This window comes from Klebsiella sp. BIGb0407, from assembly GCF_024807845.1.
GTDB lineage: Bacteria > Pseudomonadota > Gammaproteobacteria > Enterobacterales > Enterobacteriaceae > JGM124.
The window spans coordinates 106,511-129,559 of sequence record NZ_JANUEQ010000005.1; the positions used below are offsets into that span (position 1 = coordinate 106,511).

Annotated in this window: 21 protein-coding genes; 12 read left to right on the top strand and 9 right to left on the bottom strand. The window is 49.2% G+C overall.

Features of this window, described 5'->3' with window-relative positions; all coding sequences use genetic code 11:
• Positions 1–25: 25 nt before the first annotated feature.
• Entirely contained in the window at positions 26–958 is a 933-nt protein-coding gene (kdgK, locus tag M2387_RS15770; RefSeq protein ID WP_259050790.1) for a 2-dehydro-3-deoxygluconokinase, read from the bottom strand.
• 241 nt (positions 959–1,199) lie between these two features.
• Here kdgK and pdeH point away from each other — a divergent pair, with 241 nt between their 5' ends.
• Entirely contained in the window at positions 1,200–1,973 is a 774-nt protein-coding gene (gene pdeH, locus M2387_RS15775; RefSeq protein WP_259050791.1) for a cyclic-guanylate-specific phosphodiesterase, read from the top strand.
• Positions 1,974–2,040: 67 nt separating this feature from the next.
• On the opposite strand, the gene yhjD is transcribed toward pdeH, so the two are convergent.
• A complete protein-coding gene (yhjD, locus tag M2387_RS15780; protein WP_259050793.1) occupies positions 2,041–3,090 on the bottom strand; it encodes an inner membrane protein YhjD in 1,050 nt (349 codons plus the stop codon).
• A 54-nt stretch (positions 3,091–3,144) separates the two neighbouring features.
• Positions 3,145–4,044 carry a LysR family transcriptional regulator gene (locus tag M2387_RS15785; protein WP_259050794.1) on the bottom strand — a complete coding sequence of 300 codons (900 nt, stop codon included), beginning with the start codon at positions 4,042–4,044 and terminating at the stop codon, positions 3,145–3,147.
• A 119-nt stretch (positions 4,045–4,163) separates the two neighbouring features.
• On the opposite strand from M2387_RS15785, the gene M2387_RS15790 reads away from it, so the two are divergent.
• From M2387_RS15790 to M2387_RS15810, 5 genes are all read left to right on the top strand, one after another.
• The gene (locus M2387_RS15790) at positions 4,164–4,922 is read left to right on the top strand and encodes an SDR family NAD(P)-dependent oxidoreductase (RefSeq protein ID WP_259050795.1); all 759 of its coding nucleotides are present in this window, start codon (positions 4,164–4,166) and stop codon (positions 4,920–4,922) included.
• Between the two features lie 842 nt (positions 4,923–5,764).
• Positions 5,765–6,454, top strand: a complete 690-nt coding sequence (locus tag M2387_RS15795; protein WP_259050796.1) for a DUF1120 domain-containing protein — start codon at positions 5,765–5,767, stop codon at positions 6,452–6,454.
• Positions 6,455–6,550: 96 nt separating this feature from the next.
• A complete protein-coding gene (locus M2387_RS15800; RefSeq protein ID WP_259050797.1) occupies positions 6,551–7,258 on the top strand; it encodes a fimbria/pilus chaperone family protein in 708 nt (235 codons plus the stop codon).
• 17 nt (positions 7,259–7,275) lie between these two features.
• The gene (locus tag M2387_RS15805; RefSeq protein ID WP_259050798.1) at positions 7,276–9,711 is read left to right on the top strand and encodes a fimbria/pilus outer membrane usher protein; all 2,436 of its coding nucleotides are present in this window, start codon (positions 7,276–7,278) and stop codon (positions 9,709–9,711) included.
• A 9-nt stretch (positions 9,712–9,720) separates the two neighbouring features.
• A complete protein-coding gene (locus M2387_RS15810; protein ID WP_259050799.1) occupies positions 9,721–10,323 on the top strand; it encodes a DUF1120 domain-containing protein in 603 nt (200 codons plus the stop codon).
• 106 nt (positions 10,324–10,429) lie between these two features.
• On the opposite strand, the gene yieH is transcribed toward M2387_RS15810, so the two are convergent.
• Positions 10,430–11,098, bottom strand: a complete 669-nt coding sequence (gene yieH / locus M2387_RS15815; protein WP_259050800.1) for a 6-phosphogluconate phosphatase — start codon at positions 11,096–11,098, stop codon at positions 10,430–10,432.
• Positions 11,099–11,315: 217 nt separating this feature from the next.
• On the opposite strand from yieH, the gene M2387_RS15820 reads away from it, so the two are divergent.
• Positions 11,316–12,161, top strand: coding sequence for a sugar phosphate isomerase/epimerase family protein (locus tag M2387_RS15820; RefSeq protein WP_259050802.1), 846 nt, complete (start codon positions 11,316–11,318; stop codon positions 12,159–12,161).
• Here M2387_RS15820 and M2387_RS15825 read toward each other — a convergent pair.
• A complete protein-coding gene (locus tag M2387_RS15825; protein WP_259050803.1) occupies positions 12,158–13,147 on the bottom strand; it encodes a LacI family DNA-binding transcriptional regulator in 990 nt (329 codons plus the stop codon). The two genes, M2387_RS15820 and M2387_RS15825, sit on opposite strands and share 4 nt — an antisense overlap.
• 258 nt (positions 13,148–13,405) lie before the next feature.
• Between M2387_RS15825 and M2387_RS15830 the strand changes: the two genes are divergently transcribed.
• A complete protein-coding gene (locus M2387_RS15830) occupies positions 13,406–14,317 on the top strand; it encodes an alpha/beta fold hydrolase (RefSeq protein WP_259050804.1) in 912 nt (303 codons plus the stop codon).
• A gap of 58 nt (positions 14,318–14,375) precedes the next feature.
• On the opposite strand, the gene M2387_RS15835 is transcribed toward M2387_RS15830, so the two are convergent.
• Genes M2387_RS15835 through M2387_RS15845 form a run of 3 tightly spaced genes read right to left on the bottom strand, consistent with a single transcriptional unit; the run spans position 14,376 to position 17,813 of the window.
• The gene (locus M2387_RS15835; protein WP_259050806.1) at positions 14,376–15,527 is read right to left on the bottom strand and encodes a Gfo/Idh/MocA family protein; all 1,152 of its coding nucleotides are present in this window, start codon (positions 15,525–15,527) and stop codon (positions 14,376–14,378) included.
• Complete coding sequence (locus tag M2387_RS15840) at positions 15,520–16,593, bottom strand: sugar phosphate isomerase/epimerase family protein (RefSeq protein ID WP_259050807.1); 1,074 nt, start codon at positions 16,591–16,593, stop codon at positions 15,520–15,522. Before M2387_RS15840 ends, M2387_RS15835 begins: the two co-directional genes overlap by 8 nt.
• Positions 16,594–16,619: 26 nt before the next feature.
• Entirely contained in the window at positions 16,620–17,813 is a 1,194-nt protein-coding gene (locus M2387_RS15845) for an MFS transporter (protein ID WP_259051145.1), read from the bottom strand.
• Between the two features lie 434 nt (positions 17,814–18,247).
• Between M2387_RS15845 and M2387_RS15850 the strand changes: the two genes are divergently transcribed.
• On the top strand, positions 18,248–19,579 hold the full coding sequence (locus M2387_RS15850) for an NCS2 family permease (RefSeq protein ID WP_259050808.1): 1,332 nt from the start codon (positions 18,248–18,250) through the stop codon (positions 19,577–19,579).
• A gap of 106 nt (positions 19,580–19,685) precedes the next feature.
• Positions 19,686–20,204 carry a fimbrial protein gene (locus tag M2387_RS15855; protein WP_259050809.1) on the top strand — a complete coding sequence of 173 codons (519 nt, stop codon included), beginning with the start codon at positions 19,686–19,688 and terminating at the stop codon, positions 20,202–20,204.
• A gap of 12 nt (positions 20,205–20,216) precedes the next feature.
• Here the strand turns inward: M2387_RS15855 and M2387_RS15860 are convergent, their stop codons facing one another.
• Complete coding sequence (locus M2387_RS15860) at positions 20,217–20,963, bottom strand: 4'-phosphopantetheinyl transferase family protein (protein WP_259050810.1); 747 nt, start codon at positions 20,961–20,963, stop codon at positions 20,217–20,219.
• Positions 20,964–21,467: 504 nt separating this feature from the next.
• On the opposite strand from M2387_RS15860, the gene M2387_RS15865 reads away from it, so the two are divergent.
• A complete protein-coding gene (locus M2387_RS15865; protein ID WP_259050811.1) occupies positions 21,468–21,806 on the top strand; it encodes a helix-turn-helix transcriptional regulator in 339 nt (112 codons plus the stop codon).
• Positions 21,793–23,043, top strand: a complete 1,251-nt coding sequence (locus tag M2387_RS15870) for a type II toxin-antitoxin system HipA family toxin (RefSeq protein ID WP_259050812.1) — start codon at positions 21,793–21,795, stop codon at positions 23,041–23,043. The genes M2387_RS15865 and M2387_RS15870 overlap by 14 nt, the downstream gene beginning before the upstream one ends.
• Positions 23,044–23,049: the final 6 nt, after the last annotated feature.

Consider the following 23,049-nt stretch of genomic DNA (forward strand, 5'->3'; position numbering starts at 1 on the left):
CTCCCTTGACTATTTCGAACGCTGATTATTCCGGCATTGCGTCTTTAGGAATGATCGCGCCGCGATATTGAATCACGGTACTTGCCGTCAAATGTCCGCGTTTTGCTGCGGCTTCTGGAGTTCCACCGCTCAAACGTACCGCCAGATAACCCGCGCTGAATGAGTCCCCTGCTGCGGTGGTATCAATAACCTTCTCTTTCGGTAATTTAACCGCTGGCACTTCAATGACGTCTTCACCTTTGATGGCAACCAGACAGGCGTCTGCACCACGCTTAATGATAATTTCATTAACGCCAGCAGCCTGAGTACGCTGAATCACCTCTTCTACAGGTTTCTCTCCCCACAGGGCATCTTCGTCATCAAGCGTCAGGAAGGCGATATCAGTATGAGTAAGAATTTGCTGATAAACTTGCTGGGTTTCTTCTTTGCTTGCCCATAGACGCGGACGATAGTTATTATCAAAAATAACCTTGCCGCCGTTAGCGCGTGTTTTTTCCAGCAGAGTAAATAATTTACTACGGCTGGCGGTGTCAAGAATCGCAAGGCTGATACCGCTCAGATAGAGGTAGTCGAATTGTGCCAGTTCGGCACAGATTGCCTCTGACTGTTCGCTCTCAAGCCAGAAGCGGGCAGCCGCTTCATTGCGCCAGTAGTAGAAAGTGCGCTCGCCGCTGGCATCGGTCTCTATGTAATAGAGTCCCGGAAGACGATGCTCCAGGCGCTGTGTCAGTGAGGTCAGGACATTTTCTTGTTGCCAGGCCTCTAACATTTGTTGACTAAAACTATCGTTACCGAGAGCAGTAATATAATGTACTGCGAGTTTATCGGCGTCGACCTGACGGGCGATGTAGACGGAAGTATTAAGAGTGTCACCACCAAAGCCGCGGCTGACATCCGCACCTTTTTGGGATAGCTCTATCATGCATTCACCAATAACGGCTATTTTCTTGTTCGGCATAGGGAAACCTGTAGATAAAGTGAACTCAGAAGGAAATATTTTCATTGTCGGTTGCGTTGCCAGGTGAGTCAAATTATTTAAAACAATGTTTCTAAAAAAATCGAATCTGTCAGCATTTTTATAATAGGATAATATTTATCGGGTTAAATCTTGTATCGAAGATGAACGTAAAGTTCTTAGCCTCAACGCCGATAATCTCTCGATGAGCTATGCGGGTAATCACATCAAACAGGACATGCAGATGAAGTTGAAGCAGATCACTCACAGGCTGAATACGTTTGAAGCGAGTGTCGAAAGTTTACAGCAACGACGGTTTTGGTTGCAGTGCCTGCGTGAGTACACCATCCAGCCAATCTATAAGACAGATGGCAAACTGATGGCTGTTGAAATGCTTACCGTAGTGACACACCCTGATGATGGCAGTATTCGTATACCCCCCGATCGTTATTTCTCCTCTATCCCTATTCGTTATCGCCTGCTCGTCATTGAAGAACAATTACAGTGTCTGCTGGCCCAGGAAAGCCTCTTCCTTAAATATGAGATCCTGGCATCGATTAACGTTGATGGCCCAACCCTACTGGCAATGAAAGATCATACGTCCATCAGGGATTTGATAGACCGACTTCCGTGGATACGATTTGAACTGGTTGAACATATTACGTTACCGACAACCGAGACGCTGGTAAGAATCAAGGAGTTTGGGCCGCTATGGCTGGATGACTTTGGCACCGGAATGGCAAACTTCTCTGCACTGAGTGAGGTTCGTTACGACTACATAAAGGTGGCTCGTGAATTGTTTATCATGCTGAGAAAAAGCGATGAAGGACGTAATTTATTTACCACGCTAATCCATCTGATGAACAGTCACTGCAAAGGCGTTATTGTCGAAGGGGTTGAGACTCTTGATGAATGGTTAGATGTTCAAGCTTCGCCAGCGTTTGCTGCCCAAGGCTACTATTTCTCACGCCCGGTTCCCTTTGCACAGCTGGAAAATGTCCTGATACATCTGGCTTGATCTCTTTTGAGCGATGTTCCTGCGCACCCTCTCCTCAGTCAGAGAGGGCGTACACCCGTATTAAATATTACTGTGTAGTATCTTCATCGGATAATTTTTTGTCTTCCGGATATTCTGCAGTACCAATCCAGGCTGCGCAAAGCAGGGTCAGACGGGCGAAGAAGTAAAAGAAAGCCATTAGCCCCAGCACTGAACCGAAAGCAGCTCCGGATGGCGAGCTGACAAGTTTAGGCAGGCTATAGGTCATTATCATCTTAATGATCTCAAAGCCTATAGCGGCTATCAGCGTACCGCGGATCAGCGCCTTTTTAGGTGGACGATGATAAGGAAGTCGCCAGAAAATCCAGAAAAACAGCAAGTAGTTAGCAAAAATTGAAATAGCCAGACCGACTAAATGCCAGGTGGGACGTAACCACTCAATCGACTCCAGGTGCAGAAAACGGATAATAAGTGACTGCGCTGAACCGGAAATAGAGGTGATGATTAGCGTCAGAATTATGGCTATCAGCATCCCGGTTAAATAGACAAAATCACGTAAGTATTTAGTCCAGATTTTCTCTTTATCCTGCTCCGTCCGTTCCCAGGTTTTTCTCGTCTGAGCTCTCACCGCTTCCCGCAGATTACCCATCCAGTTGATACCGGAATACAGTGCAATCAGTAAACCGACCAGACCAACAGTGGTTCGCTGTTGAATCGCAATATTAATGGTGTTTTGCAGCGTGGCTGCAAGCGTAGGGTCGCTGACATTGCTGAGTATTTTGGCAAAGATATCCTCTAAAAGCGTGGGATGCTCGGCAAGGATATAACCCCCTGCGGCGAAGGAAACCATCAGCATCGGGATCAGTGAGAGAAATGAAAAATAGGTAATAGCTGCGCCAAACTGATTACCCATACGATCGTTAAAGCGCTCTACGGTGCGCAACAGATGGGCCACCATCGGGTTTCTGGCGGTTTTGTTTACGGTGTTAATGGTGCTATTCAGCGCACTGTTACCGGTTTTAAATGTCACCAGTGCTTTTTTTTGTTCGCACGCGGGAACATCCTGGTCAGTAGAGGTGGCGGTCTGTTTCTCAGACGGCGTGACTGGCTTTTTTTCGTTATTATCCGGCAAGCTCATCAGGTAAATGCTCCTTTTGGTGTAGCAGGACGTTAAGAAATTATAGTCGCTGGCTCAATCAACATAGTTTTTTAGTACCCCGGTTAGCCACTCCATAAACAGATGTACCCGGCGTGACAGGTTACGGCGATGGGGATAAAGCAGTGAAACCGGCATCGGTTCGGCGCGGTATTGCGGCAAAATTTCAGTCAGACTACCTTGCTTTAACAAGGACTTCACGCCAATACGCGGTACCTGAATAATTCCCAGACCCGCCAGACAGGAAGCCTGATAGGTTTCTGTACTGTTAACGGTCAGCATTCCCCCGGTCTTGACCCAGCGAGTGGTATTATCTGTCCAAACCTCAAATCCTTGTGGGCGCGTACCTAAGTTTAACGCATAGTGAACCACAGCATGTGATGTCAGGTCATCCAGTGTTTCCGGGTAGCCAAAACGCGCTAAATAATCCGGACTGGCGCAGTTAATCATAGTCAGTTTACCAATGGGTCGGGCAATCAGGCCGGAATCTTTCAAATGCCCGACACGGACCACGCAGTCGAAGCCTTCACGAATCACATCGACCATACGGTCACAGCTACTGAGTTCCAGTTCAATACCGGGGTAGAGTTGCAGGAACTCACGCAGCTTAGGAATAACCAGACCCCGTGCCAGGCTTACTGGCATATCGACCCGTAACCGACCACTGACACTTGCCGGGTCGTGCTGGAACAGGCTATCAAGCTCATCAAGATTCGCCAGCAAGTCCCGGGCTCGTTCGTAATACACCATGCCGTCCTGTGTTAGCTGAACACGTCGGGTGGTTCGATGCAATAAACGTGTGCCGAGCATATTTTCCAGCGCCTGAATTTGCCGGGAAATGCTCCCTTTAGGGATGCCGAGACTTTCGGCTGCACGGGTAAAACTCTCGCGTTCTGCGACGCATAAGAACAACTGCATTGCGTATATTTTATCCATGTTTTACCCGCATTGTTGTTCCAAGTGAAACAGTTAAGCGTATTTTGACGTATTTATTGTTCCCTTGATAGCTAATAAGCTTGGTTTTCAGCATACCCGGAACAATAAAGAGGATTCTTATGCATCAGCGTATCGTTTTAATCACCGGCGGTAGTCGTGGCTTAGGTAAAAATGCGGCTTTAGCTCTGGCTGCGAAGGGAGTCGATGTACTCCTTACCTATCACAGCAAACAGCAAGAAGCGCAGGATGTTGTTGATGAAATTCAACGAATGGGCAGGAAATCTGCAGCAATTCCTCTTAACGTCGGCGATTCATCTACCTTCAGTGCTTTTGCTTCAGAGGTAAGTAAACAACTCAACCTGCTATGGCAGCGCGATACCTTTGATTATTTATTAAACAACGCCGGAATTGGACTTGATGCCAGCTTCGCTGACACCACTGAAGCGCAATTTGACCTGCTGATGAACATTCATCTTAAAGGTCCCTTTTTCCTGACGCAGCGGTTACTTCCACTGCTGGCAGATGGCGGGCGCATCTTGAATGTTTCAACCGGCCTGACCCGTTTTGCGCTGCCAGGGAAAGCCGCCTATGCCGCAATGAAGGGAGCGATGGAGGTTCTGACGGTCTATCTGGCGAAAGAGCTGGGGCCGCGGGGTATTGCGGTGAACATTATTGCGCCAGGCGCTATTGCGACTGATTTTGGTGAAGGTGCGGTAAGAGATAATCCACATATTGCCCAAGCTATTGCCTCGCAAACGGCACTAGGTCGGGTTGGCCAGCCGGATGATATCGGCCAGGCGATTGCGGCGATACTGAATGAAGGCATGGGCTGGGTAAACGCACAGCGTATTGAAGCTTCAGGCGGGATGTTTTTGTAAGCTCTGGCGGACTCAAATATCCCCCGGTGTGGGGATATTTGAAATTTCAATTATCGCGAACATCATCATGACGGGTAGCATTCATAGAAAGTTAAAAATCATCTTATAGTCATGGTGCAGTTATAGCAGGAAAATACAGAATGATTTATTCTGTAAGTCAATTAACAGAAATATTTCTCCAAGTACATATTATATAACATTAGCTCAATAAGGTTGTTGTTAAATGTGATTATTTATTTTAATTGGATGGATTATATATATAACTTTGATAAAGGATTATTTGTGAGTTATTTGATAACTAATGGCGGTAAATATTTTTATTTAACGATCTTATATGCTGTGGTATGAATATGTTTAGAGTAATATTCCAAATATATGTTTTTTTCGATCAAGTGTTTTATCTGATATGTATTTGTCGGTATAATGATCCGGTTATTCCTTGGCGGCAAGCCATCTCTAACCCTGCGTTCGGTCTTTAATGGCTATGTTGAACTGGGTTCTGTGTTTGTTTACTTGCGGTCAAGTATGACGGGCTGGGATTAACACAGTGATTTATAGTCTAATTTATTCCGTTTTATGATGAAATGTTTTTATTTTTTTCTGCAGTGTTCTTCGATAAATCACTATATAAATGCTGTGCTTTATTCTTTTCTTAAACGATTAGTTGTCAGTATACACAAGTTAACGCATTGAAAAATTGGAGTCCAGATAACTCAGCGATTTTTTTATGCATCTTAAATAATTCGAGATTGTTAACTGCTGAAGAGGATATACCTCTCGGCACCTGCCGGCTCAGGATATTTTGCCGGTTTATCAATAAATCCACATGGAAGGGAAATATCATGATGAATATAGTTAAAAAAGCTGCCTGTGCACTCGTTGTGCTGGCCACCACCTCCTCCGTCGTCATGGCTGTGAGCATTGATGTGAAAGTTATCGGTACCATTACTCCGGCGGCCTGCAAACCGACGCTGAGTGGCGGCGGTGTTATCGACTATGGCAAAATTCAAATTGCAGCTTTAAAGAGAGATGAATTAAATCAACTTGCTGCGAAGCAACTGGACTTTGCCATTACCTGTGATTCGCCAGCACAAGTTGCCTTAACAGGTATCAATGGTCGTCCTGGAACTGCTGCTGGAACTGCAAGTGAGCAGTCGGGCGGTAGTACAAAAGCACCAGACGGTATTAATACTACGTATGGCGACTATGTTGTCGGTCTTGGCCAGGATGGCAATAAAAAGATAGGGGGATACACCATCTCTATTTCGAATATTTTGGCAGATAATGTTGAGGTTGATGGAATATATAAAGCAAACACATTGAGTTGGCGTCAATGGAAGGGAATTGCTGTTTATGGTGGCGACAAGTTACTCGGCAGTGTTGCAAAAAAAGGAGAACTTCAGCCAATTTCTTTTACAACATTATCCGGCAAGCTTAATGTCCAGGCTTACCTCAACAAGATCTCAGATCTTGACATCACCAAGCCAATTAAACTGGACGGCCTGACCACGCTGGAGCTGGTCTACCTGTGATTTTTCTGTTGACCGGGCCTCGAGCCCGGTCTTTCTCTGTCGTAATCGGCCATTTTAATTTTTTCTTTTCGCTTACAGACATGGATGGTTTCTTATATGAACGTCTCCGCTTTTTGCACAGCCTTCGCGGCTGCCCTGTGGCTGCTGTCTGCCAGCGCCCAGGCCACGGGCATGCTGCCCGAGTCATCGGTCGTTATCATTGAGGAAGGCGATGGTGAAGGTGCTATCAATCTGCAAAACACCGACAGTTTTCCCGTTCTGCTGCTGACCACTCTGCAGAATATTGCCCAGGATAGCGAAAAACTGCTGATCGTCACGCCGCCGATGGCGCGCGTTGAACCCGGCAAGACTCAGCGTGTTCGCTTTATGCTGACCAGCAAAACACCACTGAAAACAGAGCGTCTTAAACGCGTGGTATTTGAAGGGGTTCCTCCGCAGGAAAAAGATAAGAATTCGGTGCATATTACGGTGCGTCAGAACCTGCCGGTCATCATTCGCCCGGCGGGTCTTGCCCGCGATGAAGCTCCCTGGAAGCGTCTGATCTGGTCCCTGAAGGCCGAAGTGTTGAGCGTCAGTAATCCGTCCCCCTACGTTGTGCGTCTCGGGCAGGGGGTGACCTCATTGCCTGACCAGGTGGCCTGGAATCTGCCGTATAGCTATGTGTTGCCGGGCCAGCAGCTGATACTGACCCGGCAGACGAAACGCGGTGGCACCGGCGCTGAAAAGGCCAGTAAAGTTCGAATCTCTCCCGCTACTACCTGGGGTTTTACCGTCGATAGCTATGAGGCATCGCTGGTATCATAAAAAAGAGGGGTGACAGGATGTTGCTCGCAATACAACGCTATTGGTGCCGGGTGCTTCGGCGTTTGCTTCCGCTATTGATTACCTCGCTCTTCGCAAGCTTTGCCGGGGCGGTCGATAAAACGCATGTTCAGGATAACCTGATTTTCGATACCCGCGTACTGAGCGGTCGCGGCATCGACCCCAGTGTTGCCGCCCTGTTTGGTCAAGCCCCGCGCTTTCTGCCCGGAGAAAGTTCTGTGGAGCTTTTCGTCAACGGTAATTCCCGTGGACGGGTCCGCGTGAGATTTGATAAGGCGGGTACTCTCTGTGCCGATCGCGCCTTTCTGCGGGCTGCCGGAATAGAACCCCCTCCAGGTTATGCTGATAGCGCAGCCTGTTTTGACCTTCGCCGCGCCTTACCGCGAGCCGGGATACTGCCTTCGCCTGGCGAAGGGAAGGTAACCCTGGTCGTCCCACCTGAAGCGCTCAGTGTACTTGGGGTTGAAGACGGCAACTGGCAGCACGGCGGTGTGGCGGGCATGCTCAACTATGATGCCCGGTATCTGAGCTCATCCGGCGTTGCCGGGGGGCTCAACTTTGGTCAGCTCGGTACCGAAGCGGGATTCAATGCCGGTGACTGGATAGTCCGTAGCCGCCAGACCTTTACTCGCTTCAACGGTGAAGCGAGTATCAATTATCAGGGAGCCTATGCCCAGCGCAGCTTTGTCGGCATTAAAAAGGTGCTGCAGGCAGGTCAGATAAGTCTCTCCAACTCGTTATTCGGTACCGGTCAGGTACTGGGTTTTCAGCTGTTTCCTGAATCGGCACTGACATCTGGCCAGGACGGTGCCGGACTGGTCGAGGGCGTCGCACAGACACAGTCCGTGGTTGAGGTACGCCAGTCTGGTGTACTGGTTTACAGCACTGCCGTACCGGCTGGTCCTTTCCGGCTTAAGGGATTCTCACTGCTGAATACCCGAACTGATTTAGTGGTCACCCTGACGGGGAGCAACAGTGAGACCCGGCAGTTTATTGTACCGGCCGCCACTTTGCTGATGCATGCGCCGCTGGTCTCACCCGGATTGTCGTTTGGCGTAGGCCGACTCGATCAGCAGGAGGGTAAGGCACCCTTGCTGGGTACGGTAGCGACTGGCTGGCAGCTCACGCCGCTTATCAGTCTGAATGCTGGCGTACTGGGGGCTGAACCTTATCGTGCCGGGGCGCTGAACCTGGATACCCAGCTGTTTGACTCGACCCGTCTCAGCCTGCAAAGTACCCTGGCACAGGATGTCGATCACAACGATACCGGCACTCTGCTGTCTGTTCTGCTCAGCCACAGCTTGAATGAACGCCTGAGCATCAGCGCCAACGGGCGTCAGCAAACCGCCGGGTACCGTGAACTGAGTGATGCTCTGCAACGGGCTGACAGGGAAAATCTTAATAGCCTGAGTCGCAGCCATTATCAGTGGGGCAGTGGCATCAGCTGGTCGACAGAGGGACTGGGCAACCTTTCATTCTCCTGGGCACGCAGTACCACTTTTGCTGGCAACAACACCGATTATCTGCGCGGTGGCTGGAGTCGGCAGTTTGGCCGCGCTTACCTGGGTGTTAGCCTCGAACACAATACAGGAACCCTCAGCGGTCAGGCAGACGACCGCCTGTACGTATCATTTAGCCTACCGCTGGGTGAAGGGCGTGACATCAGCAGCTATTTGAATACCGCCAAACGCAGCGCACGTACCGGCATTCGATACAGTGACCATACCCGTCAGGAGCGGGGCTGGAGCATTGCCACCGATCGTGACCTGCGTAATAACCATTCGTCGTTCAGTGGTGACCTGGACTGGGTGACACGGCTCAGTCAGTTAAACGCCAGCGTAAGTCATGACAGCGACAACTACACCAGCTGGTCAACGCGAGCCAGCGGCGCTGTCGTACTGCATGAAAACGGGATCACTTTTTCCCCGTACCCTGTGGCAGATACCTTTGGTATTGCGCGGGTGGGGAAAGAATCCGGGGTTCGGCTGGACACGCCAGCGGGCCCGGTATGGACCGACTGGCGGGGATATGCAGCGATACCGACGCTGAACGGTTACCGTCGTTCGGCTATCCAGCTCGATACCCGCAGCCTGGCGAAAAATGTCGATATTAATAACGCCTTGCAGGAAGCGGAGATGGCCAGGGGAGCTATCGGTCGAGTGAACTTCGAGGTGCTCCGCACCCGACGCGTGCTGGTCGAGGTGGTAATGGCTGATGGTAAACGCCCACCGCAGGGTGCCAGCGTGTTCAACGCCACGGGGGGATTAGTGACAGTGGTGGGGGACGAGGGTACGGTTTTCGTGCCGGATGCAGCACCAGGGATGATGATGGAAGTACAGAGTTCCGGCAAGACGGTGTGCACGATGAAACTCGACCTGCCGGAGACCGCGGACACCACGGGTCTGTATGAAAATGCCACGGCAACCTGCCGATAAGGAGAAATTATGAACCTGTTTTGCGGACGTTGGTTACTGGCCCTGCTAATGAGCGTAACCGGCGTCAGTTCGGCTACGCCTGTTCCTCCCAACGGGCCAGAAGCCGAATCGCTGCCGATATTACCGCCGGATACACGCTGTAGCCTGTCGGTCAGTAATCCGGTGGTCGATTATGGGATGATGTCGCGCTGGCAGCTGGAAGATGTGGGTGCCAGCAGCCTGTCACCCGGTACACGTTCCCTGACGGTGAACGTAGTTTGCCCCTATTCCCGGGCGATGAGTCTGCGGGTCGAGGGCGAGGATAGTGGGCAGGGAGGATTACGCTACGGTGAGCGCGGTACCACCCATCTGCGTCTGCTGGATGTGCAGCTGGATGGCAATGCGGCAGAGCTGCGCAAGGTAACGTCGGCCGGAGCCAGCACGGAGAGCGGAGGATATGTGCCGGAGCTAAATGCGGGGCAACGGCTGGTGCCGGTGATACATGGAAGGCCGGCAGAAGGTAAGACTCTGACGGCACGGCTGGAAATACGGCCGGTACTGGCGGAAGAGGATGCGCGCGTCAATAGTCGGCTGCGCAGTGAAACGATGCTGACGCTGATACTGGACGACTAGTATCACGAGCGCCTGAAGAATAAACTCCGCATCCCGCTCGCTGGGTGCGGAGGTGTCATTAATCAAGTTATCCAGCCCTCAGAGGCCGGATAAGTTACTTCCAGGCTCAGTGAGTAATATTCCACCCTCGTGCCTGCCATAAATCAGGTAGCTGGCTGAGATGGGTGAACGTTGTCACTTTCGGGTGAGAGATAGGCTTGTTATGCGGGTCGGCACAAAAATAGAATACCTCCATCCCCGCGGCGATGCCGGATTGCGCGCCAGCAACCGAGTCATCTATCAGGATGCAGCGTTCAGCCGTGACTCCCATGTTATCCGCGGCATGAAACATTAACGCCGGGTCGGGCTTCCAGCACTGAATATCGTAGCCGCTGTACAGCAGTGAGTCTGGGAAGTAATGCCGCATACCGGTATTGCCAAGGGAGTGGTGCATTTTGCTCGCCGGGCCGTTTGACACAATACACATAGGAATCTGAATTTTTGCCAGCAGGGCATTTGCCCCTTCAATTTCCTGTAATTCACTGTCAAATAAGCGAGCCACTTCCTGGCGGAAAACAGTTTCCAGCTCTGACTTGGGTAACGTTTTACCATGCTGTGCGCAGACGGTATCGATGATTTCGTAGAGTTTTACCCCTTTGAAAGTCTTAAACATTTCTTCCAGTGACATCTGGATGCCGTATTGGGCAAACATATGCACATAAGCTTTGGAACAAATCACTTCGCTATCGACTAAGGTGCCATCACAGTCGAAAAAAACAGCCTCAACAGGGGACATGTGTTTTCCTTAAATGTCTGTCAGACCCCTTACTGTAAACGTTTTAGCCCGGGCAATCGATCCCAACAGGCTATTTCCCTCATCCGGCTGTCTCGCGGGTAGAATATTTAGCGCAGAAAATAGATACACCGATCACATAATTTAGATCGGCTGTTTTTGTAATCGATTACTTTTATGTATTTTGTAATCGATTGCTTGATTCCAGGAATAAAATAAAATGAAAAAATTGATGGTGTTAGTTGGTGTGTTAACGACTTTGAGTATGGCTCCTTTACAGGCTCTCGCTGCAGACGTTGAAGATGAAATGGCTCTGCAGATGTATACCTTACGTAATATCGGCACTCCGGCTGAACAGTTTGCTATGGCGCATAAAGCAGGCTTTAAACATGTGGAGCTGGTTGGCACTCATGATTTAGCTGCTAAAGAGCTGAAAGCACTGCTGGAGAAAAATCAGCTGACCGCGACCTCCTCTCATGTACAGCTGAAAGCGCTGGAGGATGATTACGCTCAGACCCTGGCATTTAATAAAGCGGTAGGTAATGACACTATTGTGGTGCCGTGGATAGAACCAGAAGACCGTCCGGATACCGCCAAAGGCTGGGCAGACTATGCCCAGCGCCTGGATAAACTGGGCGCAAAACTGCGTAAAGACGGTATTCAGTTAGGCTATCATAATCATGATTTTGAAATGAAAAAGTATGATGGTGTCACCGCCCTGGAAATCATCCTCAATAACTCCAGCCCTGATAACCTTAAACTAGAGATGGACGCGGCATGGGTCTTTCGTGGCGGCCAGGATCCGGTTCGTATCCTGAAAGAGTATCCTGGACGGGTATTTGCGATGCATGCAAAAGACAGCGCGTCGATTGGCGTTCGTGATGATGAGATGAACTTTGCGCCGCTGGGCGAGGGCTTATTAGACTGGGCAACCATTATGCCTGCAGCGAAAGCGAGTGGCGTGAAGTGGTTTATTATCGAACACGATAAACCAAAAGATGCGTGGAGCATTATCAGCACCTCGCATCAGAATCTACAGACAGAGCTGAAAAAACTGCCCCATTAATTACTCCGGGTACTGGCGCGTTCCATCAGGCGCCAGTCCATCATCACGCGTTCAGTTTGCGACTGCGGATCGTCAATTTTCTGTAATAGCAGGCTGAATGCCTTACGACCAATATCACGTGAAGGCTGCACGATAGTGGTCAGAGGCGGTGAGACCATTTCTGCCAGTTCTGTACCATCAAAACCGGCTACCGCGATATCTTGCGGAATACGCAGCCCGGCGGCTTCGATAGCGGACATGGCACCTGCGGCCAGCGTATCTGATATAGCAAATACCGCATCGGGTGGTGAATCAGACTTTAATAGTTCCTGCATCGCCCGTTTACCCGCATGAAAGCTCAGTTCGTTAGCGTAGCTAATAGCCTGCCATGTTAAACCGCGGTCTGTAAGCTCTTGCTGGTAGCCTTGCTGGCGAAGTTTCGCGTATTTGTATTTTACATCATGGTTAATCAGCGCAATGCGTTTACGCCCGCTGTTGACCAAGTGGGCAACCATCTGGCGAGAGGCGTCGATATCGTTGATGCCGACGCCAGAGATATCTCCGGAATCCGCATATTCAGCACACTGAACCCAAGGCATGCCATTAATCATCTGGGTTAATTCTGACAGGATAGTAAAGGCATCCATGGTAATAACGCCATCGACCATTTTGCCCGCCAGCAACTGCAGGCTTGATCGCGAACGATTAATGTCCGAGCCAGAGTTACACAGCAGAATACGGTAACCGCTTGTCTCTGCCTGTTCTTCAATACCTTTCACAATCTCGGCGCAAAACGGGTTGGAGATATCAGAAACCAGAACCAGCACCATTGAGCTACGTGCGGTACGTAACTGGCGAGCAAGAAGGTTAGGCTGGTAGTTACTGGCTTTTATCGCCTGCAGGACCTTTTCCCGATTTTTTTCTTTTACGCTATCGCTGTTATTCAGTACACGCGACACCGTAGCGACGGAAACATTGGCCAGTTTTGCGATTTTTTGAATGGACATGACGGAACAGCTTCCTGCATCAGATTCTGACCTGCAGGCTACCATATTTTACTCAACGCCTACAGGCAACTTGAGTGATTCGGGTGTTAACGACGGGTTTTTACAGCGGTTTTATGTCACAGGATGGCAATTAACCTCAAAGGTAAACCATCATATTTTACTCGCAGTGATAAGCAGACGTTCCTGCAGGTTTGAGCAGCTCAGCTAATGATATACTCGCTTTTTTACCCAACAGCTCAGCTTAAACAAGGAGAGCTGATGAACACCGCAAATATCCGTGCAATGATCGGAGGAACTCTTTTATTTATGTCAGTCTTAGCCCCGGCGTCGGCCGCTCAGTCTCTGCCCATATCTTCAGAACATCAGAACTCAAAGCGGATCTCTGTACAGGTGGAAGGCTCAGGAACGGATGTCATCTTGATTCCCGGGCTGGCGTCGTCTCGCGATGTTTGGGCTGGTTTAGCATCCGATTTGCGTATGAATCACCGTATTCATCTTGTAGAACTTGCGGGCTTTGCGAGTACACCAGCCATTTCCAATCCGGAGGGGAAGGTGGTCGCTCCGGCAACTGACGCCATCGCTGAATACATCCTCGCCCAGAACATCAAAGCACCCGTGATCATTGGCCATTCTCTTGGCGGGGAAATTGCATTGATGCTGGGAGCCCGTCATCCCGACCAGGTTGGTCGCTTGATGATAGTCGATGCTTTGCCGTTCTATACGTTGATTATTGACCCGGCAGCGACCAGCGAAACCGCTGCCCGACATGCGGCTGCTATGCGGGATTTTCTCCTGGAGCAGTCGCCGGAGCAAATCGCAGAATTTCAGAAGACATCTATAGCCCGCTTAGCGAAGACCGAGTCGGTGAGGCCTGCACTGGTGGCTGCGGGCATTAATTCTGATAGTAAAACCGTGGCGGATGCAGTCTATGAATTGATGATTACCGATTTGCGCCCTGAGCTTAGCCGCATCAGAGTACCTATTGAGGTCGTGTACGCGTATGACTCCTTATACGGGATACCTGTTGCCCGCGTGGATACTATGTACCGTCAAGCCTATGCTTCTGCACCAGATATCCATTTCACACGGATAGATGACAGTTTTCACTTTATTATGCTCGACAGGCCTGAACGGTTCTCCAGCGTGGTTGAGTCATTTTTAAATAAATAAAGATGCTTTGGGAATAAAGAGGGAAGAGCAACCTTTCCCTCTCTGTGGACAGTTTTTATCAGAAATCTACCGTGACCCAGCGCTGCTGCTGGTGGCTTTGCATAATGGCATCGACGATAGCCATCACTTGCGCCCCATCTCTGAATGTAGCGAAAGTTGCTGCCTCTTTCTCTGGCATCTGGCCTTGCTCTACAGCCTGGTAAAACTGCTGCATCATCGCCCGGAAAGCGTCAGGCCAGCCTTCAATATGCCCGCCCGGGAAGCGAGCGCGGGATGAGACATCGCCATTTAATAGCGAGGGGTCATCCATCAGGATTTGATTCGCCTGATGGCGATGACCAATCCACAGCTGCTGAGGAACCTCCTGATCCCAGGCAAGGGAAGCTTTGCTACCGCTAATCTCGAGGTTCAGGCGATTTTTACGCCCGGCCGCTACTTGCGACACGCTCAGGCAGCCTTTACTACCATCATCAAAGCGCAGCAGTATAAAGCCTAAATCTTCGGTATTGACCGGCTTGTCTTCATACACGGCTTGCTGTGATTTTCCGCTAAAGGTTGAGGCGCCAGCGATATTCGCTTTACGCGTTGGCCAGACGATAGCTAAATCAGCCATCACCGCGACAATTTTACGCCCGGTGACAAACTGTAAGGTGTCACACCAGTGCGATCCTATATCTGCGACCGCACGGGATGCACCGCCCTGGCCTGCTTCCACACGCCAGTTATAGTCGGTTTCTTCCAGCATCCAGTCTTGCAAATAGCCACCCTGGACGGCAAAAACGCGACCAATCTGGTCATGCTTCACCATATTTGCAGCCTGCTGCACCATGGCAAACTGGCGATAGACAAAGCTGACGCCATTCACAACACCGGCTTGCTCTGCCAGCGTCACCAGTTCATGGGCCTCTTCCATCGTCATACAGAGCGGTTTTTCAGAGAACAAATGCTTACCTGCCTGGAGCACCTGTTTATTGATAGCCGCATGCAAATGGTTCGGGGTGCAGTTATGTACAGCATGCAGATCCGGGTGCTGCAAAAATGCGGCGACATCGCTGTAAGCATGGGGTACGTGTAGCTTTTTCGCCTGAGCGTCAGCGCTTTCCTGGCTATAATCACACAGGGCCACAACATTGATATTGCCCAGGCGGCGCAAGGCCTCAATATGCGCCGGGCCGATAAAACCGCTGCCGATAATGCCGACATTAATCATTTTTACTCTCCCCGGTTAAACCCAGTTGCGCACGTACGCTGCTATCATTGCCATCCTGTGCGGCAAAGTCGTCAAAAGCACGCTTAGACACCGGAATGATATGATTACGGATAAACTGCGCGCCTTCCCGGGCACCGGTTTCAGAATCTTTAAGACAGCATTCCCACTCAAGAACCGCCCAGCCGTCATAATCGTACTGAGCCAGTTTGCTGAAGATACCTTTGAAATCTACCTGTCCGTCGCCCGGTGAACGGAAGCGCCCTGCACGGTCTATCCATTTCAGGTAGCCGCCGTAGACGCCGGTACGACCGTTAGTGAGATATTCAGCATCTTTAACGTGAAACGCTTTGATTCGATTATGGTAAATATCAATAAATTGCAGATAGTCTATGTGCTGTAAGTGCAGATGACTGGGGTCGAACAAAATATTGCAGCGCGGATGATGGTTAACCAGTGCCAGGAACCGCTCAAAGGTCGCGCCATCATGTAAGTCTTCGCCCGGATGCAATTCATAGCAAACATCAATGCCATGCTCGTCAAAGACATCCAGTATGGGCCGCCAGCGGCGTGCCAGTTCAGCAAACGCCTCTTCCAGTAACTGCGGGTTATGGGGAGGCCAGGGATAAACATAGGGCCATGCCAGCGAACCCGAGAAGGTGGCATGCGCCTTCAGTCCAAGATTCTTTGAGGCAACGGCCGCGTGTTTAACCTGTTCTATTGCCCAGGCGGTACGTGCCTCCCGGTCACCACGAAGGTGAGCGGGAGCAAAGTTATCAAAAGCAGCATCATGGGCGGGGTGGACAGCAATCAGCTGCCCCTCGAGATGGGTTGATAATTCGCTAATGCTCAACCCGTATTGACTCAGTAACCCAAGAACTTCATCACAGTAAGTCTGACTGGTCGCCGCCCGTTGCAAATCAAAAATTGCCGGGTGATTACAGGGAATTTGTAGCGCCTGGTAGCCCAGTGCTGACGCCCATTTAGCCAGACCTTCCAGCGAGTTAAACGGCGCTTCACTTCCAATAAACTGTGAAAGGAAAATACCCGGGCCTTTTAACGTTTTCAAAAATCACCTCCAATAACAACAAACACTTAATCGCGATACTTAAATGTAAACATGAACAATATGGCAATGATTGCGGCTGCAATGGCCGGGATCCACCAGAATAAGCCCCAGCTTTCGGCAGAAACCTGACCGGCAACTAAGCTGTTGTAGAGTGCGCCAGAAATCTGGGAGCCGAGTAACATACCGATGCCGTAGGTAAACATGACGACCATGCTTTGTGCCTGGCCTTTTACCTTGTCTCCCGCGATGCGGTCGGTATAGATAAAGCCGACAACGAAGAAGAAGTCGTAGCAAACACCGTGTAACAGGATGCCAAGCCAGATCAGCGCACGTCCTTCTTCACCCATCCCCATCGCAAACAGGGCGTAACGTACAAACCAGGCACACATACCGATCAACAGCATGTATTTCACGCCCAGACGGCGGAACAGTAGCGGAATAACCAGCATAAAGAAGATTTCGGACATTTGGCCGAAGGACATCATAGTACTGATATTTTCTACGCCAGCATCAGCGAGCCAGGATGCAGTGAAGGCGTAATAGGTGCCCAGTGGAATAGAAATCAGCGTGGCGCACAGGGAGAAAATAAAGAAGTGACGGATTTTAAGCAGAGCGAAAGCATCAGCACAGAACAGGTCACGGACTTTAAAAGGTAAACCTTTAGCCGGAGCAGGAGTATGCGGCAGGCTGAGGCTATAGACAGCCAGAATAACTGAACAGATAGCGGCGACAGTAAATATGCTGACGCTTGAAGCCACACCGGTGAAGCCAATGAATAATCCGGCAACGATCCAACCGATGGTGCCGAAAACACGCACGATAGGGAAGCCTTTCTCGCTGTTTGCCAGACTATGGAAGGCGATATTATTGGTCAGCGCGAGTGTTGGCATGTAGCACAGGGTGTAGCCAAACAGTAAGGCAATCAGCAGCGTACCGTTTTCCTCGATCATAGCCTGGGGAACAAACCACAAGATAACCGCGCCAAGCAGATGCATGACTGCCAGGACCTTCTGGGATGGGAAGAAGCGGTCTACCAGCATACCCAGAACAAAAGGTGACAAGATTGAGGCAATTGGGCCTGCCGAGAAGGCATCACCGATCAGTAATGACATATTATGCTGGGCCATGACCAGCCCAAGCGTGACCGACCAGCTACCCCAGATAAAGAATTGAAGAAACATCATTAATGAGAGCCGCGGGACCAGCATACGCTGAGTCAGGTGGGCATTTGTTGTACTTTGTGTTGTAGCCACGTTAATACTCCCCGAGAAAAAGTAATCGATTACAATTTGCTGTCGCATGAAAGTAATCGATTACAAAATGAATATCTCAAGACTGGATCACAAATTTTAACTTTGGGAGAAATGATCTTTTTTTAGTGTCTGGAGTATCTGTCGCCTGAAATAGGGTCGTATTTTCTGTTTATCGGCTCTGAAACGGGATTTACTTTTAAAGCATCGCTATTCAGATCTGCTGGAAAAAATAGCATAAGGCTGATTAAGTTTCGGGGTTTGCGCTTTTTGTCGGATTTTTATGCCAGGCAATCGGTAACGTAGCACTTATTTTATGAAAAAGTATCCATTTCCTATGATTGAGGTGGTTTTTTTTTGGTAGGATAACGGCGAATTTTTCCTCTTTCAGTTCGGAATCGATAATGAGTCAATCACAACCTACGCCGGAATCAACACCGGGGTTATTCGAGCGTGTGTTTAAATTACGTGAACATGGCACCACTGTTCGTACTGAGGTTATTGCTGGATTTACGACATTTTTAACCATGGTTTACATCGTGTTTGTAAACCCACAAATTCTTGGCGCAGCGGGAATGGATACCCAGGCGGTATTTGTTACCACCTGTCTGATTGCTGCGTTTGGTAGCATCCTGATGGGTGTGGTGGCTAACCTTCCGGTTGCGCTGGCGCCCGCAATGGGACTCAATGCTTTCTTTGCCTTTGTCGTAGTTGGGGCAATGGGGATTTCCTGGCAGATAGGTATGGGGGCGATTTTTTGGGGCGCGGTAGGTTTATTACTGCTGACCCTGTTCCGCGTTCGCTACTGGATGATAGCGAATATCCCACTCAGCTTGCGCGTGGGGATCACCAGTGGTATTGGTCTGTTTATCGGCATGATGGGCTTAAAAAATGCCGGTATTATCGTCGCTAATCCAGATACCCTGGTCACCATTGGTCACCTGACTTCGCATAATGTCTTACTGGGCGCACTCGGCTTTTTCATTATTGCTATCCTGGCTTCCCGCAATATTCATGCTGCAGTACTGGTTTCGATTGTGGTCACCACTTTGCTGGCCTGGTTACTGGGTGATGTGCAGTATCAAGGTATTATTGCTACTCCGCCAAGTGTGAGCAGTGTGGTTGGGCAGGTTGATTTGATGGGGTCTCTGGACGTCAGTCTGGCAGGAGTCATCTTTGCCTTTATGCTGGTTAACCTGTTTGACTCTTCAGGTACCTTACTGGGGGTTACCGATAAAGCCGGGCTGGCGGACGCGAAGGGTAAGTTCCCGCGTATGAAACAGGCTCTGTTTGTCGACAGTATCTCTTCCGTCACCGGGTCATTTATCGGTACTTCATCAGTAACGGCCTATATTGAAAGCTCTTCCGGTGTATCAGTTGGCGGGCGTACTGGCCTGATGGCCGTTGTCGTCGGTCTGTTATTCCTGCTGGTCATTTTCCTTTCACCATTAGCCAGTATGGTTCCACCTTATGCGGCAGCGGGTGCGCTTATTTATGTTGGCGTCCTGATGACTTCAAGCCTCGCTCGCGTTAAATGGGATGACCTGACTGAATCAGTACCTGCATTTGTGACCGCAGTAATGATGCCGTTTAGCTTCTCCATCACTGAAGGTATTGCGCTTGGCTTTATCTCTTACTGTGTGATGAAGCTGGGTACCGGTCGCTGGCGTGAAATCAGCCCATGCGTGGTGGTTATTGCCCTGCTGTTTATGTTCAAAATTGTTTTTCTCGACTGACGCTAAGCCAGTTTTTTTAGCTGAGTCGTGGTTTGTGTGGCCGTGAGAGTAGGTCTGTCTCACGGCCGCTGCTGAAAAGATTCACTTATTTCAAAGGCTGTAGAGTATGAAAAAAATATCGCTTGTATTGATGGTTATGAGTGCCATGACTGTCACGAGTGGATATGCAGACGATAATAGTGGCGAGCTGCACTTTATCGGATCGGTTGTCGATATTACCTGTAATATCAAAGTATTAGTAGGGGGCGTACCTGGTAATACGATTCAGCTGGGAAGTATGAATACTGATGGTACAGGTACCGCAGCCGTTAATTTTTCATTGGCTTCGGATAATGCGGTCTGCTTAGAAAAAATCTCAGCGAATGTTGGCTGGCAGAGCTTATTATTGACGCCTGAAGGTCTGGGTAATGCTTCAGGTACTGCAACCGGGGTATTTATCAGGCTAACTGCGGGTAATTCTGCGAATACCGCGATTACTGCAAATAATCAAAATGCTGCTTTTAGCGATCCCGATGGAATACGCCGTTTTGATTTCATGGCAAAGCTAGCACTATCAGCGGGTGCTGTCGCTGCGACGGCAGGTACTGTACTGGCAACAGCGACTTATACGGTTGCTTATTTATAAGCGATAACTCTTTCAGCCTTGCTGAGAAAACTCATGATAAGGCATGGTGGTTTCGCTAGTCATGCTGGTTAAACGTATCACGCGTGAGCAGGGGGTCTGGTAACGGGACTGAATATCGGTGAGTTTCTGCCAGTTCTGGTCATTATCGTGATGCCACAGTTGTAGCGCGACAATACCCGGTGTTGCAGCACACCCCCAGACCAAAATATCTTCCACATCACTGATTGTTTCGATATAGGGTGCGTTATCCACTTTCAAACGTCCGGAAATAGGCAGTAACTGCAATGATGCCTCTGGTGCATCTATCAGCTTCAGAACACTTTGGCGCAGCGTACTGAGCTGTGCACGTGCTTCATTTGGATCCTGCTGATTATTAGCCCAGATAATCTCGTTCCCACTCGCGGAATATATCTGGTCTGATACTGGCGTCGTAAAGCGATGCTGAAGACTCATATCAAGCCCGCATTGCCCTTCAGGAGCCAGTAATACACCGACCATATTCCCGGCGTAAGCCACACTAAAATCAGGCAAAGTCGGATCGACAAAGTGAGGCCGACCCGAGGCTGAAAGCTTGATATCAGGCAGGTGTTTAATGCCATAGAGCATAAACAACAGTTCAGCCAGCAGTGAGCGTGATGCCAGATAACGGGTACGCCGAAAGGACGGTAGCTGATTAGCCCTGTCGAGGGTTGTCCTTGTCAGACGCGAGGACATCGAGTGGGGAGAAGTTATTGCACCTCTTGCAAAATGCATCGCCATTTGTCGCTCCGTGATAATGGTTTATAAACGTCCAGGAGATATAACTCACTGTTTCAGCCTGATAAAGACCTCAAAGAACCCGCTTGGTCCGACTGAGTAATTGTGTGAATTATATACGATAAAACAGTTTGTCAAATAGGTTATATGATATATCAAATCATATCGCAACCCGATTTTTGCTTGTTTACAGAAGAGGAGCTGGTGGAAATATATACTAATATGTTAAAAAACGCCAGATTTCCTGGTTTCTGGTTCGGTCAGGTAGAAGGTGGCTTGTATGAGTTCTGAGCCGTTATTAGAATATTGCGACTGAGATAACTGTGTCGCCGACTCTATGAAAAAATACATATTTTAGCGATAACTGATGATTCATATATGAATCATAAAATGTGATAATGTATCATATATAAATCATCATCATTTTTGAGTACTGAGAATCATAGTCTATAATGTGGCTTATATATAAGCCATGTTTAGGTTTTTTGATTTATATACGGGTCGTTTATGCCTAAATCTATCGTAAGAACATATTCTCGCTATACGGATGAAGCTTTAGGGCTGCTAGCGAAACTCATTCGAGCCGCGCGCCTGGAACGTAAAATGACGGCCGCGGAGGTTGCTGAACGTGCGGGGATATCGCGTAGTACACTTGGGCGCATTGAAAAGGCTGATCCTAAATGTGAGATTGGGATCGTATTCGAAGTAGCCAGGATAGTTGGCGTAAGCCTTTTTAATTCAGGTGAAAGTACCATCACGTTTCACAGTAAATTCGTAGATGACAAGCTCGCTCTATTACCGTCAGCATCAAGGAAAACCAAGAGGAAAGTAGATGATGACTTCTAAAATTTCTAATGAGGCTTATGTTTGGGTTTGGTTACCGAACGCGACTGAGCCGGTCGTCGCTGGGAAGTTAGAAATCGATGGTAGCCACATGCTTTTCAACTACGGTAAGAGCTATCTGGAACGGGCAGATAAAATTTCTATTTATGAACCGGAGTTACCGTTGAGTACAGGAGTACTCCCGTTGCTCGATGGCCTTAATATGCCTGGTTGTATACGTGATGGGGCTCCAGATGCGTGGGGCCGACGCGTAATTATCAATAAGTATGTAGGGACAAAAGCTAACGCGATTGATACGGATCAGTTTGATGAAATGACATATTTGCTGGAATCTGGATCGGATCGTATTGGTGCACTGGACTTTCAGGCATCACCAACAGAGTACGTTGCAAGATCTGCGGTTAATGCAAGTATGGAAGAGCTCATGCAGTCAGCCCAGAGGGTTGAAGATGGGGTTTTGCTGACACCTGAACTTGACCAAGCACTTTTTCACGGTAGTTCAATTGGCGGCGCGCGTCCTAAGGCATTAATCGAACAGCATGATAGAAAGTTCATTGCGAAGTTCTCAGCATCTGCTGATACATATAGCGTTGTAAAAGCTGAGTTTGTTGCGATGCGCTTAGCTCAATTGATCGGATTAAATGTTGCGAATGTACATATAGAAAGGACGTCTGGTAAAGACGTTTTGTTAGTCGAGCGCTTTGATAGAGTGAAAATGCCGTCAGGTTGGGCGCGAAAACCAGTCGTATCAGCATTAACGCTATTTGGTTTTAATGATATGGAGGCTCGGTACGCTAGCTATGAATCCTTTGCTGAAATCATTAGAATGCGATTTCATCGTCCTACCGAAACGCTGAGAGAGATATTCGGTCGCTTAGTTTTTTCGATTCTATGCGGAAATACAGACGACCATGCAAGGAACCATGCAGCGTTTTGGGATGGGAAAATGCTCTCGTTAACCCCTGCGTATGATATTTGCCCGCAAGGGCGTAGTGGAGGGGAGGCGACCCAAGCTATGTTGATTCATGGCAATAATCGTTTTAGCCAACTAGCAGTGTGTTTAAAAGCGGCAAATACCTTTCTGTTATCTCCCCAGGATGCGACAGATATATTTGACCATCAAATCGGTGTGATAGAACAAAATTGGCAACAGGTATGCGATGAGGCGAATGTTAGTTCGGTTGATAGACGGCTATGGTGGCACCGGCAGTTCCTCAATCCATACGCGTTAATGGCATAGATAGAT

Coding starts and splice junctions, on each gene's coding strand:
- kdgK (WP_259050790.1), bottom strand. CDS start 958: ATGCCGAACAAGAAAATAGCCGTTATTGGTGAATGCATGATAGAGCTA.
- pdeH (WP_259050791.1), top strand. CDS start 1,200: ATGAAGTTGAAGCAGATCACTCACAGGCTGAATACGTTTGAAGCGAGT.
- yhjD (WP_259050793.1), bottom strand. CDS start 3,090: ATGAGCTTGCCGGATAATAACGAAAAAAAGCCAGTCACGCCGTCTGAG.
- M2387_RS15785 (WP_259050794.1), bottom strand. CDS start 4,044: ATGGATAAAATATACGCAATGCAGTTGTTCTTATGCGTCGCAGAACGC.
- M2387_RS15790 (WP_259050795.1), top strand. CDS start 4,164: ATGCATCAGCGTATCGTTTTAATCACCGGCGGTAGTCGTGGCTTAGGT.
- M2387_RS15795 (WP_259050796.1), top strand. CDS start 5,765: ATGATGAATATAGTTAAAAAAGCTGCCTGTGCACTCGTTGTGCTGGCC.
- M2387_RS15800 (WP_259050797.1), top strand. CDS start 6,551: ATGAACGTCTCCGCTTTTTGCACAGCCTTCGCGGCTGCCCTGTGGCTG.
- M2387_RS15805 (WP_259050798.1), top strand. CDS start 7,276: ATGTTGCTCGCAATACAACGCTATTGGTGCCGGGTGCTTCGGCGTTTG.
- M2387_RS15810 (WP_259050799.1), top strand. CDS start 9,721: ATGAACCTGTTTTGCGGACGTTGGTTACTGGCCCTGCTAATGAGCGTA.
- yieH (WP_259050800.1), bottom strand. CDS start 11,098: ATGTCCCCTGTTGAGGCTGTTTTTTTCGACTGTGATGGCACCTTAGTC.
- M2387_RS15820 (WP_259050802.1), top strand. CDS start 11,316: ATGAAAAAATTGATGGTGTTAGTTGGTGTGTTAACGACTTTGAGTATG.
- M2387_RS15825 (WP_259050803.1), bottom strand. CDS start 13,147: ATGTCCATTCAAAAAATCGCAAAACTGGCCAATGTTTCCGTCGCTACG.
- M2387_RS15830 (WP_259050804.1), top strand. CDS start 13,406: ATGAACACCGCAAATATCCGTGCAATGATCGGAGGAACTCTTTTATTT.
- M2387_RS15835 (WP_259050806.1), bottom strand. CDS start 15,527: ATGATTAATGTCGGCATTATCGGCAGCGGTTTTATCGGCCCGGCGCAT.
- M2387_RS15850 (WP_259050808.1), top strand. CDS start 18,248: ATGAGTCAATCACAACCTACGCCGGAATCAACACCGGGGTTATTCGAG.
- M2387_RS15855 (WP_259050809.1), top strand. CDS start 19,686: ATGAAAAAAATATCGCTTGTATTGATGGTTATGAGTGCCATGACTGTC.
- M2387_RS15860 (WP_259050810.1), bottom strand. CDS start 20,963: ATGGCGATGCATTTTGCAAGAGGTGCAATAACTTCTCCCCACTCGATG.
- M2387_RS15865 (WP_259050811.1), top strand. CDS start 21,468: ATGCCTAAATCTATCGTAAGAACATATTCTCGCTATACGGATGAAGCT.
- M2387_RS15870 (WP_259050812.1), top strand. CDS start 21,793: ATGATGACTTCTAAAATTTCTAATGAGGCTTATGTTTGGGTTTGGTTA.